Raw genomic sequence first — 23,252 nt, forward strand, 5'->3', positions numbered from 1 at the left:
ATCTGGCCGGAACATAACAAAACCCCTAAACCTCTTTTCCAAGATAGAGCTGATTTAAAAACTATAAAGCAAAATATTAATGATATTTTAGTGAAAGAGCAGCTCTTGTCTGACTATGATAAAACTTCAATTAGTTCCGAAAACCTACAAAATGAGTTGAATCGTATTGTTAGAGATACTAAAAATGCAACTCGTCTGAATCAATATTTTAGTCTTTTTGATAATAATGCAAACTCCATTGTAGAATGTTTGGTTCGCCCAATTGTGGTTAAAAACTTATGGAGAAAAAATACTAACGTTACAAAAACATATAGAGACCAGAAGAATCTATTAGTAGTGCCGGAAACCACCGAGTTTGATTACATCATTCCAAAATTTCACAATGACAAAGAATTTTTAGCTAAAAACACCCTATCTCAGGAATCTGATATTTGGCTGACAATGAGCTCAGCGGATGCTCCACAAGCTCGCTACTATCACACAGCTGTGTGGGCTGGGTCAGAAATGATTGTTTGGGGTGGTTTTAGTTATTTTGATACCGGAGGCAGATATGTGGTTGATGGGAACTGGACTGCAACCGGATCAAATAATGCGCCTTCAGGCAGAGACCGCCATACAGGTGTTTGGGCAGGAGATAGCATGATCATTTGGGGTGGTGATACAATTATGGGCAGAACCAACACCGGAGCTATCTATTTTCCGGATGAACTCATTTTTGCCAATGGTTTTGAATAATCAGCTAGTGGTTTAAAAAACTATAATTCAAAACTTCACCTTATGAAGCTGGCACTTACTGGTCTTCTTTTCAGTTGATTGGTTATAATACATACATGGAAAACAGAATTCAGAAACTCCCTGATTTATTAGTTGATCAGATTGCAGCGGGCGAGGTTATTGAGCGTCCGGCGTCTGTTGTTAAAGAACTGATTGAAAACTCAATTGATGCCGGAGCCACTCGTATTACGGTTGAAATTGAGCAGGGCGGGAAAAAACTAATACGAGTCACTGATAATGGTTTTGGGCTGAACCAACAGGATATGGAACTATCAATTCAGCGTCATGCCACCAGTAAAATTCATAACCTTGAAGACTTGGAGTCACTTCACTCACTCGGTTTTAGGGGAGAAGCACTGCCCAGTATCGTTTCCATTAGTCGTTTCAGCTTGATTTCCAAAACAGAAGAGAGTTCCCACGCCTATCAGCTCAACTGTTCCGGTGGCAAATGTGACGGAATAAAACCGGCACAACATACAACAGGGACAACTATCGAAGTCAGAGATTTGTTTTACAATACACCAGCAAGAAGGCGGTTTTTAAAAACGGATAAAACTGAATTTTTAAGGATTGATGAATTGATTAAAAACATATCGTTATCCCGGTTTGATATTGGTTTCACATTGATTCATAACGGCAAAATAGTGAGGATCTCACAAGGCGGTGAGAATCAAAATTTAAAAAAAGCTCGTATTAGTCAGTTGTGTGGTAAAGAGTTTTTCGACAACTCATTTTACATTGATGAAAACCGCCACGGTATGAGATTATATGGTTGGGTGGCTAAACCATCCTGGAATCGAGCATCAGCCGATCGTCAGTTTTTTTACATCAATGGGCGAATGATTAAGGACAAACTGATTGGTCACGCGGTGAGACAAGCCTATCAGGATGTGCTTTTTCATGGGCGTTTTCCGGCATTTATTCTTTATTTTGATTTAAATCCGGCGTTGGTTGATGTCAATGTACACCCTACAAAACACGAGGTTCGTTTTCGAGAATCACAACAGGTTCATGGATTTATCTTTGGTTCTCTTAATCATGCGTTATCACAAACACGTCCCGGGTCAGAGTTAAATTCAACGAATTCTTTAGGGTTCAACACGGCAAATCTTCCGCAGATTGATTATTCAAAAATGCAATCTTCAATGTCCTTTAATCCCTCGGGCAGTTATGGTTCACCACGAGTCGCAGAAACAGGCGGTTCATATCTAAAAACGATTGCCGAAGCCGGAATGCAATTACCTGATTTTGAGAATACTAGAACAGAAAGCAGTGAAGATATTCCACCTTTGGGTTTCGCAAAAGCACAGTTGCACGGCGTTTTTATCGTCGCTGAAAATAAGCAAGGAATGGTGATTGTCGATATGCATGCAGCTCATGAAAGAATCACCTATGAATGGATGAAAAACTCCATGCAGGAATCAGAAATTCGTTCCCAGTCATTGCTTGTACCAATTGCTATGTCTGTGAGCGAAAGAGAAACTCATGCAGTCGAAGAGTATTCTGAATGGTTCCAAAAACTAGGTTTTGAAATCCAATCAGCATCAAAGGAATCGATTATTATTCGCAAAGTTCCATCAATATTAATCAAAACTGATATTGAAGAACTCATCAAAGATGTACTCTCTGAAATTGTAACACTTGGTTCCAGCCGAAAAATTGAAGCGGGTATGAATGAAATCCTCGCCTCTATGGCATGTCATGGTTCAGTTCGGGCAAACCGACAAATGACGATTGTTGAGATGAATGCCTTGTTGCGTGAAATGGAAAAGACCGAACGAGCCGATCAATGTAACCATGGTCGCCCAACCTGGGTGCAACTGGATATGAAACAAATGGATAAATTGTTTCTCAGAGGTCAGTAGTTTGACGATTCTTTATTCTATGATGTCTGATAAACCCTGCGATTCTTTTCAGTCTTGAGACTTTCGGACTTTCAGCAGTACCCTGCAAATCTTTAATCAATCGGTATTTTTTCAAATAATGATGAGTAATGCCTAATAAAGTGGCACAAACCATCACGAATAATAAGTCATTCACGGCCGGAGTCTGCCGATCCAGAACAAAAGCCATCGCTGTTCCGGCTGCCGGAGGGTGTTCAAAATTAAAGATAGACATAAACAACATTGCAAAACCAACGGAAAAAGAAATAAAAACAATCATCACTTCATTCTCATTTTGCGGAAATTGTTGCATAAAAATATGCATTAAGTGCCAAAGTATTATACCGATTAATACTCCGATAAACTGACCACCGATAATTTTTTTACTGAGTGAATCATAAATGGTGGTACTGATAAAAGTCAGAAAAGTGCTTGAAGCAATTGCTGAGAATATAATCTGGTTTTTTAGTGGTATAAAAGAATTCCAAACCAGAAAAAACACCAATAAAAACAAGGTTGCCATAAAACTTTGTTTGAAATAGGTAAACAGACTGATGCTTTTACCAATCTTATTATCAAAGACACGAGACCAGATGTTTTTTCTATCTTTATTTTCCATCTGATTGGTCAGGAATCATCAACTGAGGATCGAGCCGTATATTACCCAAATTTAACCTCCAATCCAAATGTGGTCCTGTGGCTCGTCCGGTCATTCCGATTTCACCAATTTTTTCACCTTGCTTAACTTGAGTTCCAGCTTCAACAGTTAATTTTGATAAATGCATAAATGTAGTGGTCAAGCCAAAACCATGGTCAATGATAATGGTTCCGCCGGTATAATACATTCCGGTCTCAGCCATACGAACAATTCCGGCTATGGGAGAAACCACATCAGTCCCGGTTTTATTAGCAATATCCATGCCGTAATGAGGTCGCTTCGGTTCTCCATTTAAAATTCGACGAGAACCATAAACTCCTGAAACTCTGCCCTGTGAGGGCCAGATAAAGGATTGTAAAAAGTCATCTCTTTTGTCAAAAAAACTACGTGCTTTAGCAACCTTAATATTATCTTGTTTAATTTGCTCAAGTACCTCTGCCGGAGGATTGACTTTGTTATCCGGTAATCCATTGATAACTTCGGTAGGGAAATCGCGAGCAGTTACCGGGACAGTCGTGGTATATTTTTCACCATTTAAGGTAATTTCCAGATTAATAGGATTTTCATCAAACCTTCCAAACCCAAACATAAAATATCCATCCTTTGTCATTTCTGTTTTAACACCATTTACTGAGACAACTGCTGACGGATGAGTTTGTGCAATAATCAATCCGCCTTGAGTTGGAGTTCCTTTCATGTTCAGAAAATAGCCGGGAGAGGAAAAAACACTCGTTGAAAGGATTAAAAAGGTTATTAGTAGTTTCATAAATTCTATTGAATAAAGAATATCTCCATTTTAGCTTATCAGGTCAGATTGTTCTACTGACAAGAAAGTATATTCTGAAATCCATAGTTGGCTTTAAGGAAGTAAAATAAAAATTTTATAAATCTAATTGATAATCATTCGCATTTATATATAATTCCTCATATTCAATATTAATAGGATAACTGATGAGAAAGAACATTACATTACTACTACTATTTATAACATTTAATGCATATACGGATAAAAGCGTATGGGTTTATACAAAAGGAGCAGACACTCTACCTAAAGGTGCACTGGAATATAAGTTAAATATCATTTCAAGACAGAATAAGGACTCGGGAGACTACATCTTTAATGATATAAGACCTGAAATTGAATACGGAATATCAGATAAATTAACTTTATCAGCTGAGGTTATGGTTTTTGACCACAATTATTCGGTGGAGAATGAAAACTTACAGCCTATGTTTGATACCCAAGGTGGAGAAGCAGGACGATTCAATAAAACCCAAGTGGGTGGTTTTGAACTAGCACTCAAATACAATGTATTAAGCACATACAAAGACTTCATGGGATTGTCTTTTGGATTTGGTTATGAAAACCGAAATAAATACCGACTTGATGGCTCAAATATTAACCAAGATTCCTTTGTGTTTACAACATATACACAAAAGAACTTTTTAGATAACACATTACAACTAGCAGCAACTACTAAACTAGAGTTTGAAAGAAGAAATACTCCAGATGTGCTTGAAGAAGAAATTGCCGCTGACTTTTCTTTGGGAGTTTCCTATAGATTTAAGCCCAAATGGAACATTGGGATGGAGTTTAGACATCAATCTGATTATTTAAATCCTCAAGAAAATGGAGTTTTTAACCCCGAACTCAGGCGTTCCAGTTTTGATTTGACGGATTTCCGTGTTGGTTCGCAACATCAACGAGGAAATTATATAGGACCATCTATTCATTATGCTGAAAAAGAATGGTGGGTGACAGCCGGAGTCCTTTGGCAGGTCGCTGGAGGAGGTTCTCCATTCTCCGAAAGTTATAGTAACAGAAATTGGGATGAACACGAAAAAGTTCATATTGGTTTTACAATCGCTTGGGAGAATGATTGATGAACCGCCGGGACTTTAATAGATACTTAATCGCATTGGGAGCTAGTAGTTTATTAATCGGGCAAAAAGTGTGGGCAAAAAGCTATATAACTTTTGAGCAAGCTAAAAAAATAATGTGGCAAGATTTGGAGATGGTTCCATTTGAATACAAGATGAACAAAGATCAGATGAAACGAATAAAGGAAAACTCAAAAACGAGAGTCAGAAATAATGTTTTGAAAGGATTGAAATCTTCTAGCAATGATTTTCTGATTGCAGATCAAGTTATAGGAAAACATGAATTCATTGATGTGGCAGTAGGAATTGATAGTACGGGAACAATCAGAGGAGTTGAAATTTTAACTTACAGAGAGTCTTATGGAGATGAGGTAATGAACCAAAAGTGGAGAAATCAATTCCTTGGAGTGAGTTCAAACGAAATATTAGAGCTCGATGATCAGATAAAAAATATATCTGGTGCAACCATGTCCTGCCGACATATTACTGATGGGATAAATCGTTTAACCCACACTTGGAAAGAGGTTTTACAATATATTTAAAATGAATCAAATAAAACGTTGCCAACCTTTTTTAGGAACATTCGTTGATATTTACATAGAAGCAGAAATTAGTGATGAAAATTTAATTGATGTTAGTAATGAAGCCTATTCAATTATTGCTGATATCCATAGAAAAATGAGCTTCCATGAGGCCAGTAGTGAAGTATCGAGATTAAATGAATCTGCATACAGAGAACCAATAAAAGTTTCACAAGACTTCATTCAAGTATTAAATTTTTCGATTGAATTAAGCATCTTGACTGATGGAATATTCGATATTTGTATTGCCAATGAATTAATGAAATCAGGGCTTTTACCAAATCATAATAACTATAAACATCATTCCAATAGGTATGAAAATATCGAAATTGAAGACGATACTGTTTTCTTTAAGAAACCTCTTAGTCTTGATGTTGGAGGAGTCGCTAAAGGCTATGCAGTTGATAAAGCTTTTGAACATATAGTCAATAAACTTGATTCCGCTAATGTTAGTCAAATAAGCATCAATGCCGGTGGGGATATAAGGTATTTTGATTGGGAAAATAGCTGGGTATATATTCCCAATCAAAATAAAAACCTAAAACCCTACCAATTGTTGCGACCAGGTTTAGCAACAAGCTCCGGCTATTATTCACCAGGAAACAATTTACAGGTTTTTAGTCCGGTGACAGGGAAGCAAGTAGAGGCTAAAGAAACTATCAGTGTTTTTGCTGATAAGTGTATGCACGCGGATGCATTAACAAAAGTGGTAGCGTTAAGCGGAGGCAAATATCGTTGTGTTTTTGATAAATATAATGCTTTGTATATGAAGAATTAATATGGTTAAAATGAAGATAAAAAAATCAATTAAGAACATTCTATACATTTGTTTAAGTTGTAGTTTAATTACGGGTTTGCTTTTTTTTATTTTTAATGAATGGATTGTTGTTGAGGGAGAGTTTGGACCGGTTAAACATCCTTATCAGCATAGAATACTTATATTTCATGGGTTGTCTGCATTTATATTGATGATGATTCTCGGTTCTATTTTTACAAATCATATTCCTTTAGGGTGGAAAACAAAAAAACTTAAGAAAGCAGGAATGATATTGGCTTCCTTTGCATCAATACAAATAATAACGGCATTCTTACTTTATTATATGAGTGGGGAAGCTAGAGATTATGTCAAATACCTACATTTAATAATTGGGACGTTATTACCATTTGCTCTTATCTTTCATATCGTGCTGGGGAAAAAAACATTTAACAAAGAATTTAAAACCACAACTGATAAAAAGTCATAGAAACTCATCCTTAAAAACCGTAACAGAGACGAGATTTTAAATTTCGCACCTCTTAAGAGAATTTAAACCTATTTATTCTCCTGATGATTAGATTTAAAAACAATAAACGGAAAGTAACTACTGTATAATGCCACCTCCTTTCTTTACTTCAATTCAATAATTTTATGTCTAACTCTTCTGAGAATATCTCTTTTAATCAATTAGGTTTATCATCTTCTGTGCTTAAAGCCGTTAAAGAAAACGGTTATGAGCAACCATCGCCGATTCAAGTTCAAAGTATTCCTGCAATTTTGTCCGGTAGAGATGTTCTCGGTCAGGCTCAAACCGGGACCGGCAAAACCGCTGCTTTTGCATTACCTATTTTGACAAACTTAGATTTGCACTCGACAGATGTTCAGGTCTTGGTATTAACACCGACCAGAGAACTGGCAATACAGGTTTCTGAGGCTTTTCAAAGCTATGCCAAATACATAAAAGGATTTCATGTGTTACCAATTTATGGAGGTCAAAGCTTTGAACCACAATTGAGAGCTTTAAAACGGGGTGTGCATGTTGTGGTTGGAACACCGGGTCGAGTGATGGATCACATGCGACGAAATACTTTGAAACTCGATGCTTTAAAAACACTGGTGCTTGATGAAGCTGATGAAATGTTGAGAATGGGCTTTATTGATGACGTGGACTGGATTCTTGGACACACTCCTAAAGACAGACAAATTGCTTTATATTCGGCAACAATGCCACCGCAAATCAAAAAAGTGGCAACCAATCATTTGAATAAACCGGTTGACATCAAGATAGTAACAAAAACAACCACTTCTAAAAATATTAATCAAAGATATTGGCTGGTCAGCGGGTTGCACAAACTGGATGCCTTAACTCGTCTGTTGGAAACAGAAAATTTTGATGGGGTACTGGTCTTTGTGCGAACAAAAGTTGCGACAGAAGAGCTTGCAGATAAACTCAAAGCACGAGGTTTTGCTGCTGAAGCCTTAAATGGTGATTTGGTACAAAAACAAAGAGAACGATTGGTCAACAATTTAAAAAATGGCAGTATTGATATTTTAATCGGAACAGACGTCGTTGCCCGTGGACTGGATGTGGACAGAATTAGTCATGTTATCAATTATGATATTCCTTATGATATTGAATCTTATGTTCATCGTATTGGCAGAACCGGTCGAGCCGGTCGTTCCGGAGAAGCCATATTATTTGTTGGGCGTCGGGAACAAAGAATGCTGCGAATGATTGAATCGGCCACAAAACAGCCAATTCAACCAATGAAAATGCCAACTGTTGCAGACATTAACTCACAAAGAATGCAAAAGTTTAAGGATAAAATATCCGATACGTTGGCAACTGCTGATTTAGGAATCTTTCAACAATTGGTTAGAGAGTTTCAAAAGGAAACTGAAAATGACACCATACAAATAGCTGCCGCATTGGCATACATGTCACAGAAAGAGTTGGGCTCACTTTTAACAAAAGAAGAAGACTTTCGTCACGAAATGCCTGAGAGCAAGCATGGCAAAGACAGTAAAAATAAAAAGCAAAACAAACCTGATAAGAAAATTAAGACAGAAGCTCAGCCATTAAAAAAATATCCTGAGGTGCCAATGCAACGCTACAAAATCGCTGTTGGTTATAATGAAAATGTAAAGCCATCAAATATTGTCGGCATGATTGCCAATGAAGCAGAGATTGATAAAGACTTTATCGGCCACATTGAGATATATGACTCAATGAGCACTGTCGATTTGCCCGATGAAATGCCAAATGAAATTTTGAAGCAATTACAGGAAGCCTTTATTTGTGGAAAAAGGAGCAATATGCAGATTTTATCAGAGGAGGGCGATTCTTCCTTTGAGCCACATAAAAAGAAGCCATTCCAAGAAAAAAGAAAACCCGTTTCTAAAAAAGGTAAAAGTAAAAAAGCGATTTCTCCAAACTCTAAGAGCAAAAAAACAGCAAGGAAACCAACAAAAAAAGCACGAAAGAAGTTTTAACGAGTCTCCGTTCTTTTCTCAAACCAATGTGACTCCAATCAATGCTATAATCAGAGAGTGAAAAATCTGATTTATACTTCGTTAATATTGATTGTTATTTGGTTCTTTTTCTTTAAAGAGGAACCAAAAGTTGTTTTGTCTCCTGGAGTCAAAGCGGTTGAAGACCCGGTTCAAGTTGATAATGAAACAATTCCTTCAATAAAATTTGGCAAATATCAAATCAAGCCCCAAGCCGAATTTTCATTGCACGGAAAGATACTTTCAAAAAAATACTATCAAGATGACAGTTCTGATTTAACTTCTGTGGATTTAGCAATGGGTTGGGGTCGAATGTCGGATGAGAAGGTTTTGGAAAGTATAGAAATCAGCCAGTCAGGTCGTTGGTATCGCTGGAATGCCAATCCATTTCCAATTCCTAGAAGAGAAATAGAAACTCATAGTGCCAATATGCATATCATTGCCGCGGATGAACAGGTACAGGACATGATAGAACGAGCTCCTGCCGGAAGTATTGTACGTTTTAAAGGTTATCTGGTTCGTGCGGAAAAAGATGATGGTTGGTTCTGGCAAAGTTCTCTCACTCGGGATGATACGGGCGGAGGTGCGTGCGAGTTGGTCTATGTGAAGGACTTTTATGTCGTCGAGGAGTAAAGTTTGATTTCCTAAAGATGTGCAATAAAATGAAAAATCACTATAATGGCAGCCTTGTTGAAATATAGAAATTAAAGATGAAATCTCGCGAGATTATAAAACAAGTCAAAGAGCTTCTAAAAAATAGTCAAACTGAATCAGCCCTGACACTTTTAAAAGAGCATCCTGAAGATGAACGATGCCAAGCGACATTGAGGGAATATTACATTGGCGAAATGGATTTGCAAAATGCTATTCCTTTGGCTGAAAGTATGTCTCAAAACCAGACAGCAGAAGGCTTGATTTCATCATCTTTTCTAAATTTATTACAACAAAACCTGCAAGTAGCAATTGAATCTGCCCAGAATGCAATTCAACAAGACCCGGATAATAGCCATGCCTACAACCATTTAGCCCGAGCTTTACAAAATGCAGGACAATCGAATAGGGCATTGGAAAATTTCGCGAGAGCGGTGGCAATTGATCCTGATTACGCGGAAGCCTGGCATAATCTTGGACATACTCAGCGAGCTATCGGACAGTTGGGTGTGGCAATTTCGAGTTATAAAAATGCAGTTGAGCATTTTCCGCAATATCAATCAGCATGGTACAATATGGCAGTAACCTATTCAGCGCAACAAGATTATCAACAAGCTGAAAGAATCTTCAACAATTTGTTAGAAATCAATCCCAATCATTTGTTGGGATTAGTCAATGCCGGATTGAATTATCATCATCAAGGAAATTTTGCTGCGGCCGATAAGTGCTATATGAAAGCTCTGGAGTTGGATGCTAATTTCCCCTTAACCTACTGTTATAAGGGCATTCTCCACAACGAATTGCAAGAAACAGAGCCCGCATTACAGTACTTACATAAAGCAGTTGAGCTCAATCCTAATGAAGTGGAAGCATGGTGTGAATTAGCGAATGTTTATGAAAAAAACAATAACTTACAAAATGCGGCTTATGCAAATCAAAGAGCACTTTCAATTGATCCGCAGAACCCAACTGGATTAATTGATCTGGCAAGAATCAAGCGAAGAGAAAAACAACCTCAGCAAGCATTGGAGATATTACAAAAAGTTTTTTGGCAATCCTTGTCTTTAAACAAACAAATCGAATACTGGTTCGAAAACGCAGAGATATTTGATAAGGTTGGAGATTATCAAAATGCTTTCTTGGCATATTCTCAAGCCAATAGGTTGGCGTCTGAAAGTCCTCGTTTCAAGCAAATTAACCCCAATGCCTTTGATGAATCGCTTCATGAGATTAAAAGTTGGATATCTGTCAAAAATAGAAACTCACAAGATACAAACACAACTGCTGATAATGGTAAAGATTTATGTTTTCTGATTGGTTTTCCTCGTTCGGGAACAACATTGATAGATACAATTTTAAGCTCTCATGACAATATTGTTTCGATTGAAGAAAAGCCAACCATTGAAACTTTGCTCAATCATTTAAAAGAAAAAGGACAAAACTATTGGTTATTGACTGAACCAATGGACTTTAAAACTAAAGAAGAGTTGCAATCAATGTATCGAGATATAATTGACACTTATGCAGATACTGAAGATAAAATTGTTCTCGATAAACTTCCGTTCAGGTTTTTGCAATCGGGATTTATTCATGAGCTATTCCCTGAAGCCCGGTTTATCTTTATGCAAAGACATCCAATGGATGTAATTCTTAGTAACTTCTTTCAAAACTATGCACCAACAAAAGCATTTTTGCATTTTGGAACTCTCGAGAAAAGTGCTGAGATGTATTTGAAAACCATGAATCTTTGGCAAGATTTAAAACAAGACTTAAACGGAAAATTGATTGAAGTTCGCTACGAAGATTTAACTGATAATCCAGAAAAAACAATGAATGATGTTTGCGAATTTTTGGGAATTAAATTTGATGAGTCCATGTTGGATAAGGACAAACGCTTGCAATCTCGAAACCGAATCAGTACCAACAGTTATGCTCAGTTTGCTGATGATATTTATCTCCATTCTCAAAACAGATGGAAAAACTATCAAACCTTTTTTGAGCCGTTAAAAGGAAAACTCGAGTCAGTAGTTAAAAGCCTTAATTACAAATTTGAATAAAAAAGCCGCCTCATCAGCGGCTTTTTTAGATGGATTGATTTCGAATTATTTATCTGTCAATTCAATCGAATCACGGTTTTTCTCAACTGTTTTTAAACCGATGCCTTTAACTTCTGTCAGGCTTTCGATGGTTTTGAAATCACCGTGTTCAGTGCGATAATCAACGATTGCTTGAGCTTTTTTCGCACCTATGCCGTTCAATTCATCGGCTAAAGATTTAGCATCTGCGGTATTAATATTGACTGCAAACAAAGATTGACTAAAAAGAACCAAAGAAGTGATTGCTGCTGTTAATAATTTTTTCATAATTTTTCTCCAAAATGTTTAAATTGATTTTTACCAGTTCGCAACATTGCGAAACATGGTGCTCATTTTAGAGATCGAGAAAATATAAAATATCGGCAAATTGCTTTTTGGTTTTAGGAAAATATTTAAAGTTTCAAGTGGTTTTCCTACAAAGTTTAGCTTGATACTTTTCTTACTTGTCTAAGAAAAGTATCGCAAAAGAATGACACCCCAAACTCTCAGCCGTTGGCTCTTTTGTGTCATCTTCGGGCTTGACCCGGAGATCTAGTGAAACTATGTCATACTGAGCGAAAGCGAAGTATCCCAACAAAGATATGGTTATGCTGAATTTATTCCAGCATCTTTCTTTTCGTTACTTTTGCTTGTGCGAAAAGTAACACAAAACACACCCCAAACTCTCAACCTAAAGGTTTCCCTTAATATTTTATCGAATTTGGCGAGGTATTTGAACTCGCTTCGCTCAGACATAAATACCTCGTAATTCCAAATTCTCAAAAATATTTCGGTGAGAGTAAAGGGGAGATTATTGCTTCGTTTGACTACAATGTCATACTGAGCAAAACAGCTTTACTTTACGAAGTTGTAAATACTTCACAACATCACTTAACTCTCCATACCTTTCTTAATCTCCTGAGCCAGTTGGAAAACGGCCATAGCATACATTTCGCTGTGGTTGTAACGAGTGATAACATAGAAGTTGTGAAGGCCGAACCAGTATTCCATTTCGTGCTTTTGTTGGAGTTGGGTGAGGGTGATGAGTTCTTTTTTATCCAGTTTTTGTTTGACGGAAAAGCCGTAGTCATTGAGTTTTTGAACGGTTAATGATGGTTTGAGGTCTTGTTTTTTGAGTTTGGTGTGTTTTTTTGCAGTGGTTGCGATGTAAGCGATACCTTGATCTTTTTTCCATCCATGGGCTTTGAGATAGTTTCCGACGCTGGCAATGGCATCCGGAATGTTGTTAAGCAAGTCTCTTTGCCCATCTTTGTCATAGTCCACAGCATATTGCAGATAGGAGCTTGGCATAAATTGTCCAAAGCCCATAGCTCCGGCGTATGAGCCTTTGGCTTCCAGCGGGTCGATTTTTTCTTTATTAACCAGATTCATGAAATTAGCCAGTTCTTTGGTAAAGAATGGCGAGCGTTTCGGGTAATGAAATGCCAAAGTATAAAGAGCATCAATTACTTTGTAGTTGCCTTTTATTTTGCCATAATAAGTTTCAACACCGATAATTGCGACGATAATTTCAGAAGGAACGCCACTGTCTTTGCTGACTTTATCCAGAACCTCCTTGTATTCTTTCCAGAACTTAACACCACCGTTGATACGTTTGTCAGTAAGAAATATTGGTCTGTATTCAAACCATTTTTTTTCTTTTTCAGCCGGTCGATTCATGGCATCAATGATGCTTTGCTGCTTTTGAGCATTTTCAAGAATGTTTTTTACGAATTCTTCGTCCAGATTATGTTCCTTGGCAGTTTCCTTAATAAAGGTTTCCGCATCAGGGAGAGTGTTTTTTGCGTAAACAGAGAAAGACAATACGAGCAATAAAAGAGTTTTTTTCATGATTTCAATAATTTCCTATGGTTGTGAACAGACATTATCATTCCGAAAGAAGCCATCAGCGTGATGATTGATGTTCCTCCGTAGCTTACCAGTGGTAATGGTACACCAACTACGGGCAACAAACCACTAATCATACCTGCATTGATAAACAGGTAAAGGAAGAATGTTAAAGACAAAGCACCGGCAAAAAGGCGATTGAACGTATCTTTAGCTCGGAAGGCAATGAGTAATCCTCTGAATATGATCGCCAGATAAATCGCTAAAAGTATCATTACACCGACAAGTCCGAATTCCTCCGATAATACTGAGAGTATAAAATCGGTGGAATGTTCCGGCAAAAAATCAAGTTGTGTTTGAGTGCCGTTCTGCCAACCTTTACCAAACAAGCCACCGGAACCAATAGCAATTTTGGATTGGATGATATTCCAGCTTGAACCCAATGTATCGCTTTCTGGGTTGAGAAAAGTCAGAACTCTGCGTTTTTGATAGTCTTTGAGAATAAAACTCCAGGCAATTGGAGCCAATGCCGCAATAGAAATAATTCCGCCAAGAAAATATTTCCAGGAAATTCCTGCAAGAAATAATACAAAAAGTCCGCTGACTGCGACGAGTATGGATGTTCCCAAGTCCGGCTGGTTTTGAATAAGAACAACTGGAACGAGCAATAAAACCAAACAACTGATTATGGATTTGAAATCAGGGGGTAAAACACGAAAACGAAAATACCATGCAAGGATTAAAGGAATTGTCAGTTTTGCTAATTCAGAGGGTTGAAACCGAATTCCAATCTGCAACCAGCGTTTTGCGCCTTTGGACTCATATCCAAAAAAGTATACAGAAACTAGCAAAATAATGGTAATGACATAAAGCCAGGGTGTGATACCTGCCAGTTTTTCAGGTTTTAGCTGAGCTAACATCAACATCACTACAAAACCAAGAGCTAATCGTATCATTTGTTTTTTGACTAACCCCCAGCCTCCGGCAGAGTACAACACAAAAAGCCCATACCCAATTAATATCAGAATAAATGAAACCAACCACCAGTCGATGTAGTGTCTTTTATTGAAGTTTTGTGTCTTATTCGTCAGCATGAACAACTTCCTGAGGCTTGATTTTTAAGAGATATTGTTCTATGACCTCACCGGCAATTGGGGCAGCAACTTTTGATCCACTGGCTCCATGCTCGGCTACCACAACCACTACGATTTCGGGTTTATCTGCCGGCGCAAACGCAATAAAAAGTGCATGATTACGAAGGTGTTTGGGAATATCAGTATCTCGCACATAAATTTCTTCTTCACTTTTACCATAAACTTGAGATGTTCCGCTTTTACCCGCAATCAAATAGTTTTTGTTGGCAATAGCATGTGCTGAACCTTTAGGATGATGAATGGTGTCAATCATACCCTTATGCACAATTTCCCAGTATTTTTCTTCAATATTTAATTCAAATTTTTTGTTTTGAGAAGTGTTGTTTTTCACTAAATGTAACTGTACAGATTTCCCTTTATTGGCAAGGATTGCTAGTGCATTGGTTAATTGAATAGGCGTGTTTAATAAAAAACCCTGACCAATACCGGTGATAACAGTTTCTCCCGGAAACCATATCATTCCTTTGGTTTCTTTCTTCCATTCTCTTGAGGGTAATAAGCCACTATTCTCTCCGTTGAGTTCGATGTTTGCTGTTTTTCCAAAATTAAAATTGGCGAGAAAACTATGTATACGGTCGATACCAATTTTTGGAGCCAGAGAATAATAAAAAGTATTAACAGATTGAGCTATGGACTCTTCAATACCAACCCAACCATGTCCTCCTTTCATCCAGTCGTGATACTTGCGTGGTTGATTGGGTAACTGAAAATATCCTTTTGACAGCATTTTGAAATCCGGTGTGATAATTCCATAATATAATCCGGCTAACGCCATATATGGCTTGATGGTCGAACCTGGCTCATAACCTCCTTTGATACTACGATTAAATAAAGGGTTTTCAATGGAGTTGAGCAACAGAGAATATTTTTTCTGAGAAATTCCGTTTACAAAATCATTGGGATCAAATCCCGGTTTAGACACCATTGCGAGGATTTCACCATTATTCGGGTTTGCCACAATAATTGAACCGGTCATATCACCCAGAGCATTAAAAGCAGCTTGTTGGAGTCGAATATCAATCGTCAGTTGGATGTCTTCGCCACTGACTGGCAACTCTTCTTTAATGGTGCGCAGAACTCTACCACGTGCATTGGTTTCGATTGTTAACTGCCCGGGCTGGCCGTGTAATCGGTCTTCCAGCGATTTTTCTAATCCTTGTTTACCGGTGTATTCAGTACCCTGATATCTTTTTTTATCTAAGCTGTCCGCATCGCTTTCGTTAATTCGACCGACATAACCAACTAAATGAGCAATTAAGTCCGTATAACGGTAGTGTCTAATGAGGTATGGAATTGCAGTGAATGCCGGAAACATATACTTTCTGGATGCATAATTTGATAATTCTTCTTCAGAAAGTTTAGCCTTCACAATTATTGGTTTGAATGGCGGATTTTGTTTCTCTTTTTCCAGAATATCATCAATTTCATTATCTGTCAGATTAACTAAAGATTGCATTTCATAAAGTTTTTCTTTTAAATTTCCTGATTTCTCAGGAATCACTTGTAAACGATAGGTTGGAATATTATCCACGAGTAACACTCCGTTTCTATCGTAAATAAAACCTCTCGCTGGTGACAAGGATGTCGTTCTTATGCGGTTTTTTTCAGAGTTTTGTAACAACTCATTATGTTTAACAACTTGAAGATAAAAAAAACGACTGAAAATAATCATAAGTGCAATGCTGACTATGATTACTGATGCAAAAATTCTGGAATTAAAAACTCTGGTTTCCGCCTTTGGATTTTTAATTTGCCGGTAATTTTGTCGCATATTATCTGTGTTTTAGTTTCAATCGGTCCAAAAAATATTTAAACCAAGGCCAAATGATGACCGATGTTATGACAGAATAAAGATGTAATGCGAGTGTGTTTTCATTAGACGCTAACCAATCAATTGCTGAGCGAATAAAAGCATCATTCAATAATAAAGCTCCGACCATCAATGATAACTGCCAGAAAGAAGTCATTTTGAGTCGTTTATGAATTTTACTAATGATAAAAACAATCGCAACCATGGAAAATCCATGCTTTCCAAACAAGCTTCCATAAAGCACATCAAGCAAAATACTGTAGGTAAAAGCTGTAAACAATCCGCATTGTTTGGGTGATTCAATGCTCCAGTAAATAATGACTAATGCCAGCCAGTAAGGCTGGATGTTTCTAAACCATATCGGCCAGGGAAGCAGCATGAGTACCAAACTCAATATAATCGACAGATGAATTAACTTACTCGAAAAAAGTTTCACTGAGTCACATCCTCACTACTTTCTGAATGATTTGAGTCTTCCCAAACCAAAAGAACCTGCTTCAAGTTATTTAAATTGGCACTGGGCTTAGCGTTTGCTTGCTGAAAGGAGCGGTCTCCTTGAGAGTCTAATATTTCACTAAGGCTTGCGACTTTTAAACCTCTTGGAAAAACTCCTCCGAATCCTGATGTGATTAGAGTGTCTCCAACCTTGATGTCTGCACTTTGTGGAATTTCAGGCAAACTGAGACTGTTCATATCTCCGGTTCCATAGAGTACCGTTCTGACACCGGTTCTTAAAAATTCGACCGGCACGGCATGGTTTTGGTCGGTTATCAGAATCACATGTGAGTTTTCCAAATTGACCTTGCTGACCTGTCCAATAAGTCCATACAAATCCAAAACGGTTTGATTGATTGAAACATTTTGGTTCGAACCTTGGTTGATTACAATTCGGTGCTGATTTTTTCCAATGTTGAGATTGACCAAGAATGCTGCCGTTGTTTGTAAGGGCAGCTGTTGTTTAGCATTCAGTAATTGTCGTAATTCGACATTTTGCTGTGAAATGACCTCCATTTGCAATAAATCAATTTGAACCTGTGACAGATTTTGTTTGAGATCGGCGTTTTCTTGCAACAATTGCAAATGATCGGATAAGGCTGAATTGATAAAGTTATAGGCTCGCTGTGGCCATTCAACAACTTTCACCAAAGGAAGTGTGAGAGCCGAAATAGTGGAGCGGATGGGAGTGGCAATTTTGTTGGAGTTGTCCAGAATCATTAAAACAACACAAACTATCTCCAAAAACAAAAATCGCAAAACATAAATTTGAGTTGCTGATGTATCGGATTTTTTGCCCCACATTTTTAATTTTGAAAAACTTCTAAATTACCTTCTTCGTGCAAACGTGAAAAAGTCAGAACCATTCTCATCCATAATCTCAAGAGCCTTACCACCACCTCTTGCAACACAAGTAAGTGGGTCTTCAGCAATTAATACTGGCAAACCGGTTTCTTCCATCAACAATTTGTCTAAATCTTTTAATAATGCACCACCACCAGTCAGAACAATGCCTTGGTCTGCAACGTCTGCGCATAATTCAGGTGGCGTTTGTTCCAGAGCAGTTTTGACTGCTGAAACAATACCTGTTAAAGGTTCGTGTAAGGCTTCCAGAACTTCATTGTTGTTAATTGAAAACATTCTTGGTACACCTTCTGCCAGATTTCTTCCGGTGATTTCAATGGTTTTGACTTCGGTTGAAGGGTAGGCACAACCAATTTCTTTCTTGATTTTTTCAGCAGTTGTTTCACCAATCAATGTGCCATAACTACGGCGAACATAGGAAATTATCGCTTCGTCAAATTTATCTCCGCCAATTTTAACCGATGCTGAATAAACAATACCATTCAATGATAAAACCGCAACTTCAGAAGTTCCACCACCAATATCTAGAACCATAGAGCCACGAGCCTCGTGAATTGGAATTCCGGCTCCGATTGCTGCTGCCATTGGCTCTTCAATCAGATAAACATCTGATGCTCCTGCTTCATCTGCGGATTCCTGAATTGCTTTTCTTTCAACCTGTGTTGAACCGCATGGAACACAAATCAGAACTCTGGAACTCGGTTTTAACCATCTGTTTGAGTGAACCTTACGTATAAAATGTTGCAACATTGCAGAAGTCATTTCAAAATCAGCAATCACACCGTCTTTTAAAGGACGGATTGTCATGATATGTCCGGGTGTACGACCGAGCATCATTTTTGCCTCGATACCAACAGATGCTATATCCTTAGGACCACCTATACCTTGATCCATTCTAACCGCAACAACAGAGGGTTCGTTGAGGACAATTCCATGATCTTTCATGTAAATCAGCGTGTTCGCTGTTCCTAAATCAATTGATAAATCATTTGAAAAAAGGCTTCTGAATTTTTTAAACATAATATGTCAGTAATTAATTTCGTTTGTATAGGAAAATGGCATAATACGGCTCTTTTGGTTAAAATGATGCCGACCGTTAATTATATATTACAAAAGAGATTTTTATGTTAATAAATCGTAAAGAAGTCGAACAAATAGCAAATCTTGCAAAGCTAAGTGTGAGTGAAAATGAAATAGATACTATTATGACTTCTCTCAATTCAGTTGTTGAAATGATTAACCATATCAACGAAGCTGATACTGAGTCCGTTAAATCGATGGCTAATCCGATGGATGCAGTGCAAAGATTTCGTGTTGACGATGTTACAGAAACTTCCAACAAAGAAATTCTTTTGAATATGGCAACAGAATCCGATGAAGACTACTATCTGGTTCCTACGGTGGTTGAATAACGATGAAGTTTCAAAGCATTTCACATATATCCGGATTGCTAAAAAATCGGGAAATTTCAGTTCAGGACATTCAAAATCACTACTTTGAAAGACTTACAAAGTATGCAGAAAACTTAAACTGTGTTATTAATTTCACATCAGATTTAGCAGCGGAACAAGCTCTGCGAGCTCAGCGGATGGTTGATGAAAATAGAGCGTCCGTTTTAACCGGAATCCCTCTGGTCCATAAAGATTTATTCTGCACTCAGGGAATTGCCACCACATGTGGTTCAAGAATGCTTGAGAATTTTATCGCACCCTACAATGCAACTGTAGTTGAAAATTTACAATCATCCGGTGCAATCACTCTGGCAAAAGCAAACATGGACGAATTTGCTATGGGTTCTTCCAACGAGAATTCCTATTTTGGAGCTGTTAAAAATCCATGGAATTTGAATAAAGTTCCGGGTGGTTCATCCGGTGGTTCGGCAGCGGCTGTGGCAGCCGGTTTGGTTCCATTTGCTACTGGAACAGACACCGGAGGTTCAATCAGACAACCGGCGGCTTTATGCGGCATTACCGGAATTAAACCAACTTATGGGCGGGCTTCTCGTTACGGTATGGTTGCTTTTGCATCCAGTCTGGATCAGGCAGGTGTATTTGCCAAAAGCGCTGAAGATTGTGCTTTTGCCTTGTCAGCTGTTTGTGGATTTGATGAAAAAGACTCAACGTCGGCTCAAGTTGAAAAAGAAGATTTTAGTCTTAACCTCAAAAAACCGATTAAAGGCATAAAAATCGGTATAGTCAGAGATTGGATTGATAGCTTATCGGCTGAAATTAAGGAAAAAACAATTCAATCCATTTCAGAATTGGAGAATCAAGGAGCTGAAATTGTGGAAATTCAGTTGCCAACTTCACATCTGGCGGTGTCGGCATATTATGTGATTGCACCTGCGGAATGTTCATCGAATTTATCTCGGTTTGATGGCATTCGTTATGGACATAGATGTGAGAACCCTCAAGATATTAACGATTTGTATATACGTTCGCGAACTGAAGGTTTCGGAGAAGAAGTTAAAAGACGTATTATGGTCGGAACTTGGGCGTTGTCTGCCGGATTTTATGATGCTTATTATCGCAAAGCTCAAAAAATCAGAAGACTGATCGTGAATGATTTTGCCTCTGCATTTGAGAAGGTCGATGTCATTGCAGCACCGGTATCACCGGAAGTGGCATTTGATTTCAATGCCAAAAAAGATCCGGTTAGTATGTACAACGAAGACATATTTACCATTCCTTCTTCACTTGCGGGCTTGCCATGTTTGTCAATGCCGATTGGATTGGTTGATGGTTTGCCGGTGGGATTGCAATTAATTGGGAATAAATTACAAGAAAGCCAAATTCTGAATGTGGCATATCAGTATCAACAAAATACTGAGTTTCACCGTTTAGTGCCGGAGGGATATGATGAGTAATATTCAATGGGAAACGGTTATCGGGCTTGAAATTCACACTCAATTGAAAACCAAAAGCAAACTCTTTGCGGGTACGAGCACTCAGTACGGCGCTTCTCCAAATTCACAAGTGAGCCTGTTGGAAGCAGCCGTTCCGGGAACATTACCTGTTTTTAATGAAAAAGTACTGCGTTATGCAATTCGATTTGGTTTGGCAATTGACGCGAAAGTGATTGCCAAAGAGTCCCGTTTTGACAGGAAAAATTATTTTTATCCCGATTCTCCCAAAGGTTATCAAATCACTCAATTGAAACATCCGATAGTTGAACATGGAACCGTGATTATTCAGACAGAAGACGGTGAAAATAAAACAATCCGTGTTAATCGAGCCCATATCGAAGAAGATGCCGGCAAATCAGTTCATGATAAATATGCCGATTATTCGGGAATAGATTTGAATCGTTGCGGAACCCCATTGATTGAGATTGTTTCCGAACCTGATATGTCTAATGCCAAAGAAGCAGTCGCTTATATGCGGGAAATTCACACCATTGTGACTCATTTGGGAATTTGTGACGGAAACATGCAGGAAGGTTCTTTTCGTTGTGATGCGAATGTTTCGGTTCGACCGGTTGGGCAAAAAGAACTGGGAACACGCACCGAATTGAAAAATATTAACTCTTTCCGCTTTGTTGAAAAAGCCATCAATGTGGAAGTTAAAAGACAAATTAAACTTCTGGAGTCCGGTGAAAAAGTCACTCAGGAAACTCGTTTGTATGACTCGGATAAAAATGAAACCCGAGCTATGAGGAGTAAGGAAGAGGCAAATGATTACAGATATTTCCCTGATCCGGATTTATTACCGGTGGTGATTGATCAGTCCTACATAGACAATGAACGACAATTTATTCCGGAGTTTCCTGCGGCGAAACAGGCTCGTTATATTGCTGAGCTTGGGCTGAAAGAGGAAGATGCAAAAATTATAGCTTATGATAAAGAGTTATCAGGACTATTCGACGAGACAATCACCTTACAAAAACAATCGACACCGCAGATGTGTGCGAATATGTTATTGGGTGAATACAGTTCGTTATTAAAAGCAAATGACAGTAATTCTGAAATGCCGGTGTCATCAGCTCAATTGGCTAATCTTCTGGAAAATTTAGCTTCAGGAAAAATTTCGCACAAAATCGCAAAGGTTATTCTGGAAAAAATCTGGAATACAAAGATTTCAGCCGATGAAATTATTGAGAAAGAAGGTTTGGCTCAGGTTTCCGATAGTGGCGAGTTAGAGCAGATTATCAAAACATTGGTTGAAAACAACCCATCGCAATTTGATGAATATAAGCAAGGCAATATGAAGATGTTTAATTTCTTTGTCGGCCAGGTAATGAAACAAACAAAAGGCAGAGCGAACCCGGCTCAAGTTAAATCAATTTTGGAAAATTTTTAAGAGAAAAGTATGAGTAAAGCACTAATTTGTGGCTCTTTGGCCTATGACACTATTATGGTTTTTGAAGATCAGTTTGTTAACCACATTCTTCCGAATCAAATCCACAAATTAAATGTATCGTTTTTTGTGCCTAGCATGCGCCGTGAGTTTGGTGGGGTTGCAGGAAATATAGCCTATAACCTCAAACTTTTGGGTGGAAATCCTGTACCAATGGGAACAGTCGGACAGGATTTTGTTCCTTACCAACAGTATCTTGAAGAATTAGGAATTTCACTGGATGGTATTATGGTCAAAGATAAAATGTTCACTCCGCAGGCATTCATCACAACCGATCAGGATAACAATCAAATTACGGCTTTCCATCCCGGAGCAATGAGCCTTTCACATGAGTGTAAAGTTTCAGATCACAAGAATGTTAGTATCGGTATTGTTGGACCTGATGGTAGAGATGGAATGATTACACATGCTCAAGGGTTTGTTAATAACGGCATTCCTTTTATATTCGATCCCGGTCAGGCTATGCCATTGTTTGATGGGAATGATTTAAAACAATTTATCGATCAGGCAACCTGGATGGCTGTGAATGATTATGAGTATGAACTGGTTTGCGAACGAACAGGCTGGGAAGCGAAAGAAATAGCATCTCATTTGAAAGCACTGATTGTCACTCGTGGTGAAAAAGGCTCGGAAATTTATACAGATGATACTGTTTATCATATTCCTGTAGTCACTGCTGAAAGGATTGTTGATCCAACGGGTTGTGGTGATGCTTATCGTGCCGGTTTGTTGTATGGAATTATGAATGACCTTGATATGCAAACCACAGGACGGATTGCCTCTTTACTCGGAAGCATCAAGATTGCTCATGCCGGAACTCAGAATCACTCTTTTACTAAAGATGAGTTTATTGATTTATTTGAAAAAGAATTCGGCTATCGCTTTTAAAAATGCTTGTAAAATTTGAATTAATTGCTGAAAGCGTTTTTTAGTTGTAATTACTCCCGCTTTTTGA

The 23,252-nt window shown here is 38.1% G+C and carries 22 protein-coding genes; 13 read left to right on the forward strand and 9 right to left on the reverse strand.

Going from position 1 to position 23,252, the window contains the following annotated elements; genetic code table 11:
* Positions 1-90 precede the first annotated feature (90 nt).
* Together R3F25_07360 and mutL are read left to right on the forward strand one after the other, a co-directional pair.
* Complete coding sequence (locus tag R3F25_07360; GenBank protein MEZ5496632.1) at positions 91-735, forward strand: hypothetical protein; 645 nt, start codon at positions 91-93, stop codon at positions 733-735.
* A gap of 95 nt (positions 736-830) precedes the next feature.
* Positions 831-2,639: a DNA mismatch repair endonuclease MutL gene (gene mutL, locus R3F25_07365; protein MEZ5496633.1), complete on the forward strand. Its 1,809-nt coding sequence runs from the start codon at positions 831-833 to the stop codon at positions 2,637-2,639.
* Here the strand turns inward: mutL and R3F25_07370 are convergent.
* Both R3F25_07370 and R3F25_07375 read right to left on the reverse strand, forming a co-directional pair.
* The gene (locus R3F25_07370) at positions 2,626-3,276 is read right to left on the reverse strand and encodes an HPP family protein (protein ID MEZ5496634.1); all 651 of its coding nucleotides are present in this window, start codon (positions 3,274-3,276) and stop codon (positions 2,626-2,628) included. The two genes, mutL and R3F25_07370, sit on opposite strands and share 14 nt — an antisense overlap.
* Positions 3,266-4,081, reverse strand: coding sequence for a M23 family metallopeptidase (locus tag R3F25_07375; protein MEZ5496635.1), 816 nt, complete (start codon positions 4,079-4,081; stop codon positions 3,266-3,268). Before R3F25_07375 ends, R3F25_07370 begins: the two co-directional genes overlap by 11 nt.
* Before the next feature lie 185 nt (positions 4,082-4,266).
* Here R3F25_07375 and R3F25_07380 point away from each other — a divergent pair, with 185 nt between their 5' ends.
* From R3F25_07380 to R3F25_07410, 7 genes are all read left to right on the forward strand, one after another.
* Positions 4,267-5,199: a DUF6662 family protein gene (locus tag R3F25_07380; GenBank protein ID MEZ5496636.1), complete on the forward strand. Its 933-nt coding sequence runs from the start codon at positions 4,267-4,269 to the stop codon at positions 5,197-5,199.
* Complete coding sequence (locus tag R3F25_07385) at positions 5,199-5,738, forward strand: FMN-binding protein (GenBank protein MEZ5496637.1); 540 nt, start codon at positions 5,199-5,201, stop codon at positions 5,736-5,738. Before R3F25_07380 ends, R3F25_07385 begins: the two co-directional genes overlap by 1 nt.
* Before the next feature lies 1 nt (position 5,739).
* Positions 5,740-6,555: an FAD:protein FMN transferase gene (locus tag R3F25_07390; protein ID MEZ5496638.1), complete on the forward strand. Its 816-nt coding sequence runs from the start codon at positions 5,740-5,742 to the stop codon at positions 6,553-6,555.
* Between the two features lies 1 nt (position 6,556).
* Positions 6,557-7,021 (forward strand): hypothetical protein, encoded by a 465-nt coding sequence (locus R3F25_07395; GenBank protein MEZ5496639.1) that lies wholly within the window; start codon positions 6,557-6,559, stop codon positions 7,019-7,021.
* Positions 7,022-7,185: 164 nt separating this feature from the next.
* On the forward strand, positions 7,186-9,027 hold the full coding sequence (locus R3F25_07400; protein ID MEZ5496640.1) for a DEAD/DEAH box helicase: 1,842 nt from the start codon (positions 7,186-7,188) through the stop codon (positions 9,025-9,027).
* Between the two features lie 57 nt (positions 9,028-9,084).
* Entirely contained in the window at positions 9,085-9,678 is a 594-nt protein-coding gene (locus R3F25_07405) for a hypothetical protein (protein MEZ5496641.1), read from the forward strand.
* 77 nt (positions 9,679-9,755) lie between these two features.
* Positions 9,756-11,753: a tetratricopeptide repeat protein gene (locus R3F25_07410; GenBank protein ID MEZ5496642.1), complete on the forward strand. Its 1,998-nt coding sequence runs from the start codon at positions 9,756-9,758 to the stop codon at positions 11,751-11,753.
* A gap of 45 nt (positions 11,754-11,798) precedes the next feature.
* Here R3F25_07410 and R3F25_07415 read toward each other — a convergent pair whose 3' ends face one another.
* From R3F25_07415 to R3F25_07445, 7 genes are all read right to left on the reverse strand, one after another.
* Entirely contained in the window at positions 11,799-12,059 is a 261-nt protein-coding gene (locus tag R3F25_07415; GenBank protein ID MEZ5496643.1) for a ComEA family DNA-binding protein, read from the reverse strand.
* 603 nt (positions 12,060-12,662) lie between these two features.
* Complete coding sequence (mltB, locus tag R3F25_07420; protein ID MEZ5496644.1) at positions 12,663-13,622, reverse strand: lytic murein transglycosylase B; 960 nt, start codon at positions 13,620-13,622, stop codon at positions 12,663-12,665.
* The gene (rodA, locus tag R3F25_07425; protein MEZ5496645.1) at positions 13,619-14,713 is read right to left on the reverse strand and encodes a rod shape-determining protein RodA; all 1,095 of its coding nucleotides are present in this window, start codon (positions 14,711-14,713) and stop codon (positions 13,619-13,621) included. Before rodA ends, mltB begins: the two co-directional genes overlap by 4 nt.
* Positions 14,700-16,544, reverse strand: coding sequence for a penicillin-binding protein 2 (gene mrdA, locus R3F25_07430; protein MEZ5496646.1), 1,845 nt, complete (start codon positions 16,542-16,544; stop codon positions 14,700-14,702). Before mrdA ends, rodA begins: the two co-directional genes overlap by 14 nt.
* A 1-nt stretch (position 16,545) precedes the next feature.
* Positions 16,546-17,019 (reverse strand): rod shape-determining protein MreD, encoded by a 474-nt coding sequence (mreD, locus tag R3F25_07435; protein ID MEZ5496647.1) that lies wholly within the window; start codon positions 17,017-17,019, stop codon positions 16,546-16,548.
* Positions 17,016-17,882 carry a rod shape-determining protein MreC gene (gene mreC / locus R3F25_07440; protein MEZ5496648.1) on the reverse strand — a complete coding sequence of 289 codons (867 nt, stop codon included), beginning with the start codon at positions 17,880-17,882 and terminating at the stop codon, positions 17,016-17,018. Before mreC ends, mreD begins: the two co-directional genes overlap by 4 nt.
* 24 nt (positions 17,883-17,906) lie before the next feature.
* Entirely contained in the window at positions 17,907-18,962 is a 1,056-nt protein-coding gene (locus R3F25_07445) for a rod shape-determining protein (GenBank protein ID MEZ5496649.1), read from the reverse strand.
* Between the two features lie 104 nt (positions 18,963-19,066).
* Here R3F25_07445 and gatC point away from each other — a divergent pair, with 104 nt between their 5' ends.
* The 4 genes from gatC to R3F25_07465 are packed head-to-tail and all read left to right on the forward strand — an operon-like array spanning position 19,067 to position 23,185.
* Entirely contained in the window at positions 19,067-19,354 is a 288-nt protein-coding gene (gene gatC, locus R3F25_07450) for an Asp-tRNA(Asn)/Glu-tRNA(Gln) amidotransferase subunit GatC (protein ID MEZ5496650.1), read from the forward strand.
* 2 nt (positions 19,355-19,356) lie between these two features.
* Entirely contained in the window at positions 19,357-20,808 is a 1,452-nt protein-coding gene (gene gatA, locus R3F25_07455; GenBank protein ID MEZ5496651.1) for an Asp-tRNA(Asn)/Glu-tRNA(Gln) amidotransferase subunit GatA, read from the forward strand.
* Positions 20,798-22,240, forward strand: coding sequence for an Asp-tRNA(Asn)/Glu-tRNA(Gln) amidotransferase subunit GatB (gatB, locus tag R3F25_07460; GenBank protein MEZ5496652.1), 1,443 nt, complete (start codon positions 20,798-20,800; stop codon positions 22,238-22,240). Before gatA ends, gatB begins: the two co-directional genes overlap by 11 nt.
* A 9-nt stretch (positions 22,241-22,249) precedes the next feature.
* Positions 22,250-23,185 (forward strand): carbohydrate kinase family protein, encoded by a 936-nt coding sequence (locus R3F25_07465; GenBank protein MEZ5496653.1) that lies wholly within the window; start codon positions 22,250-22,252, stop codon positions 23,183-23,185.
* Positions 23,186-23,252: the final 67 nt, after the last annotated feature.

The organism is Gammaproteobacteria bacterium (assembly GCA_041395445.1).
Taxonomy (GTDB): Bacteria; Pseudomonadota; Gammaproteobacteria; order Xanthomonadales; family Marinicellaceae; genus NORP309.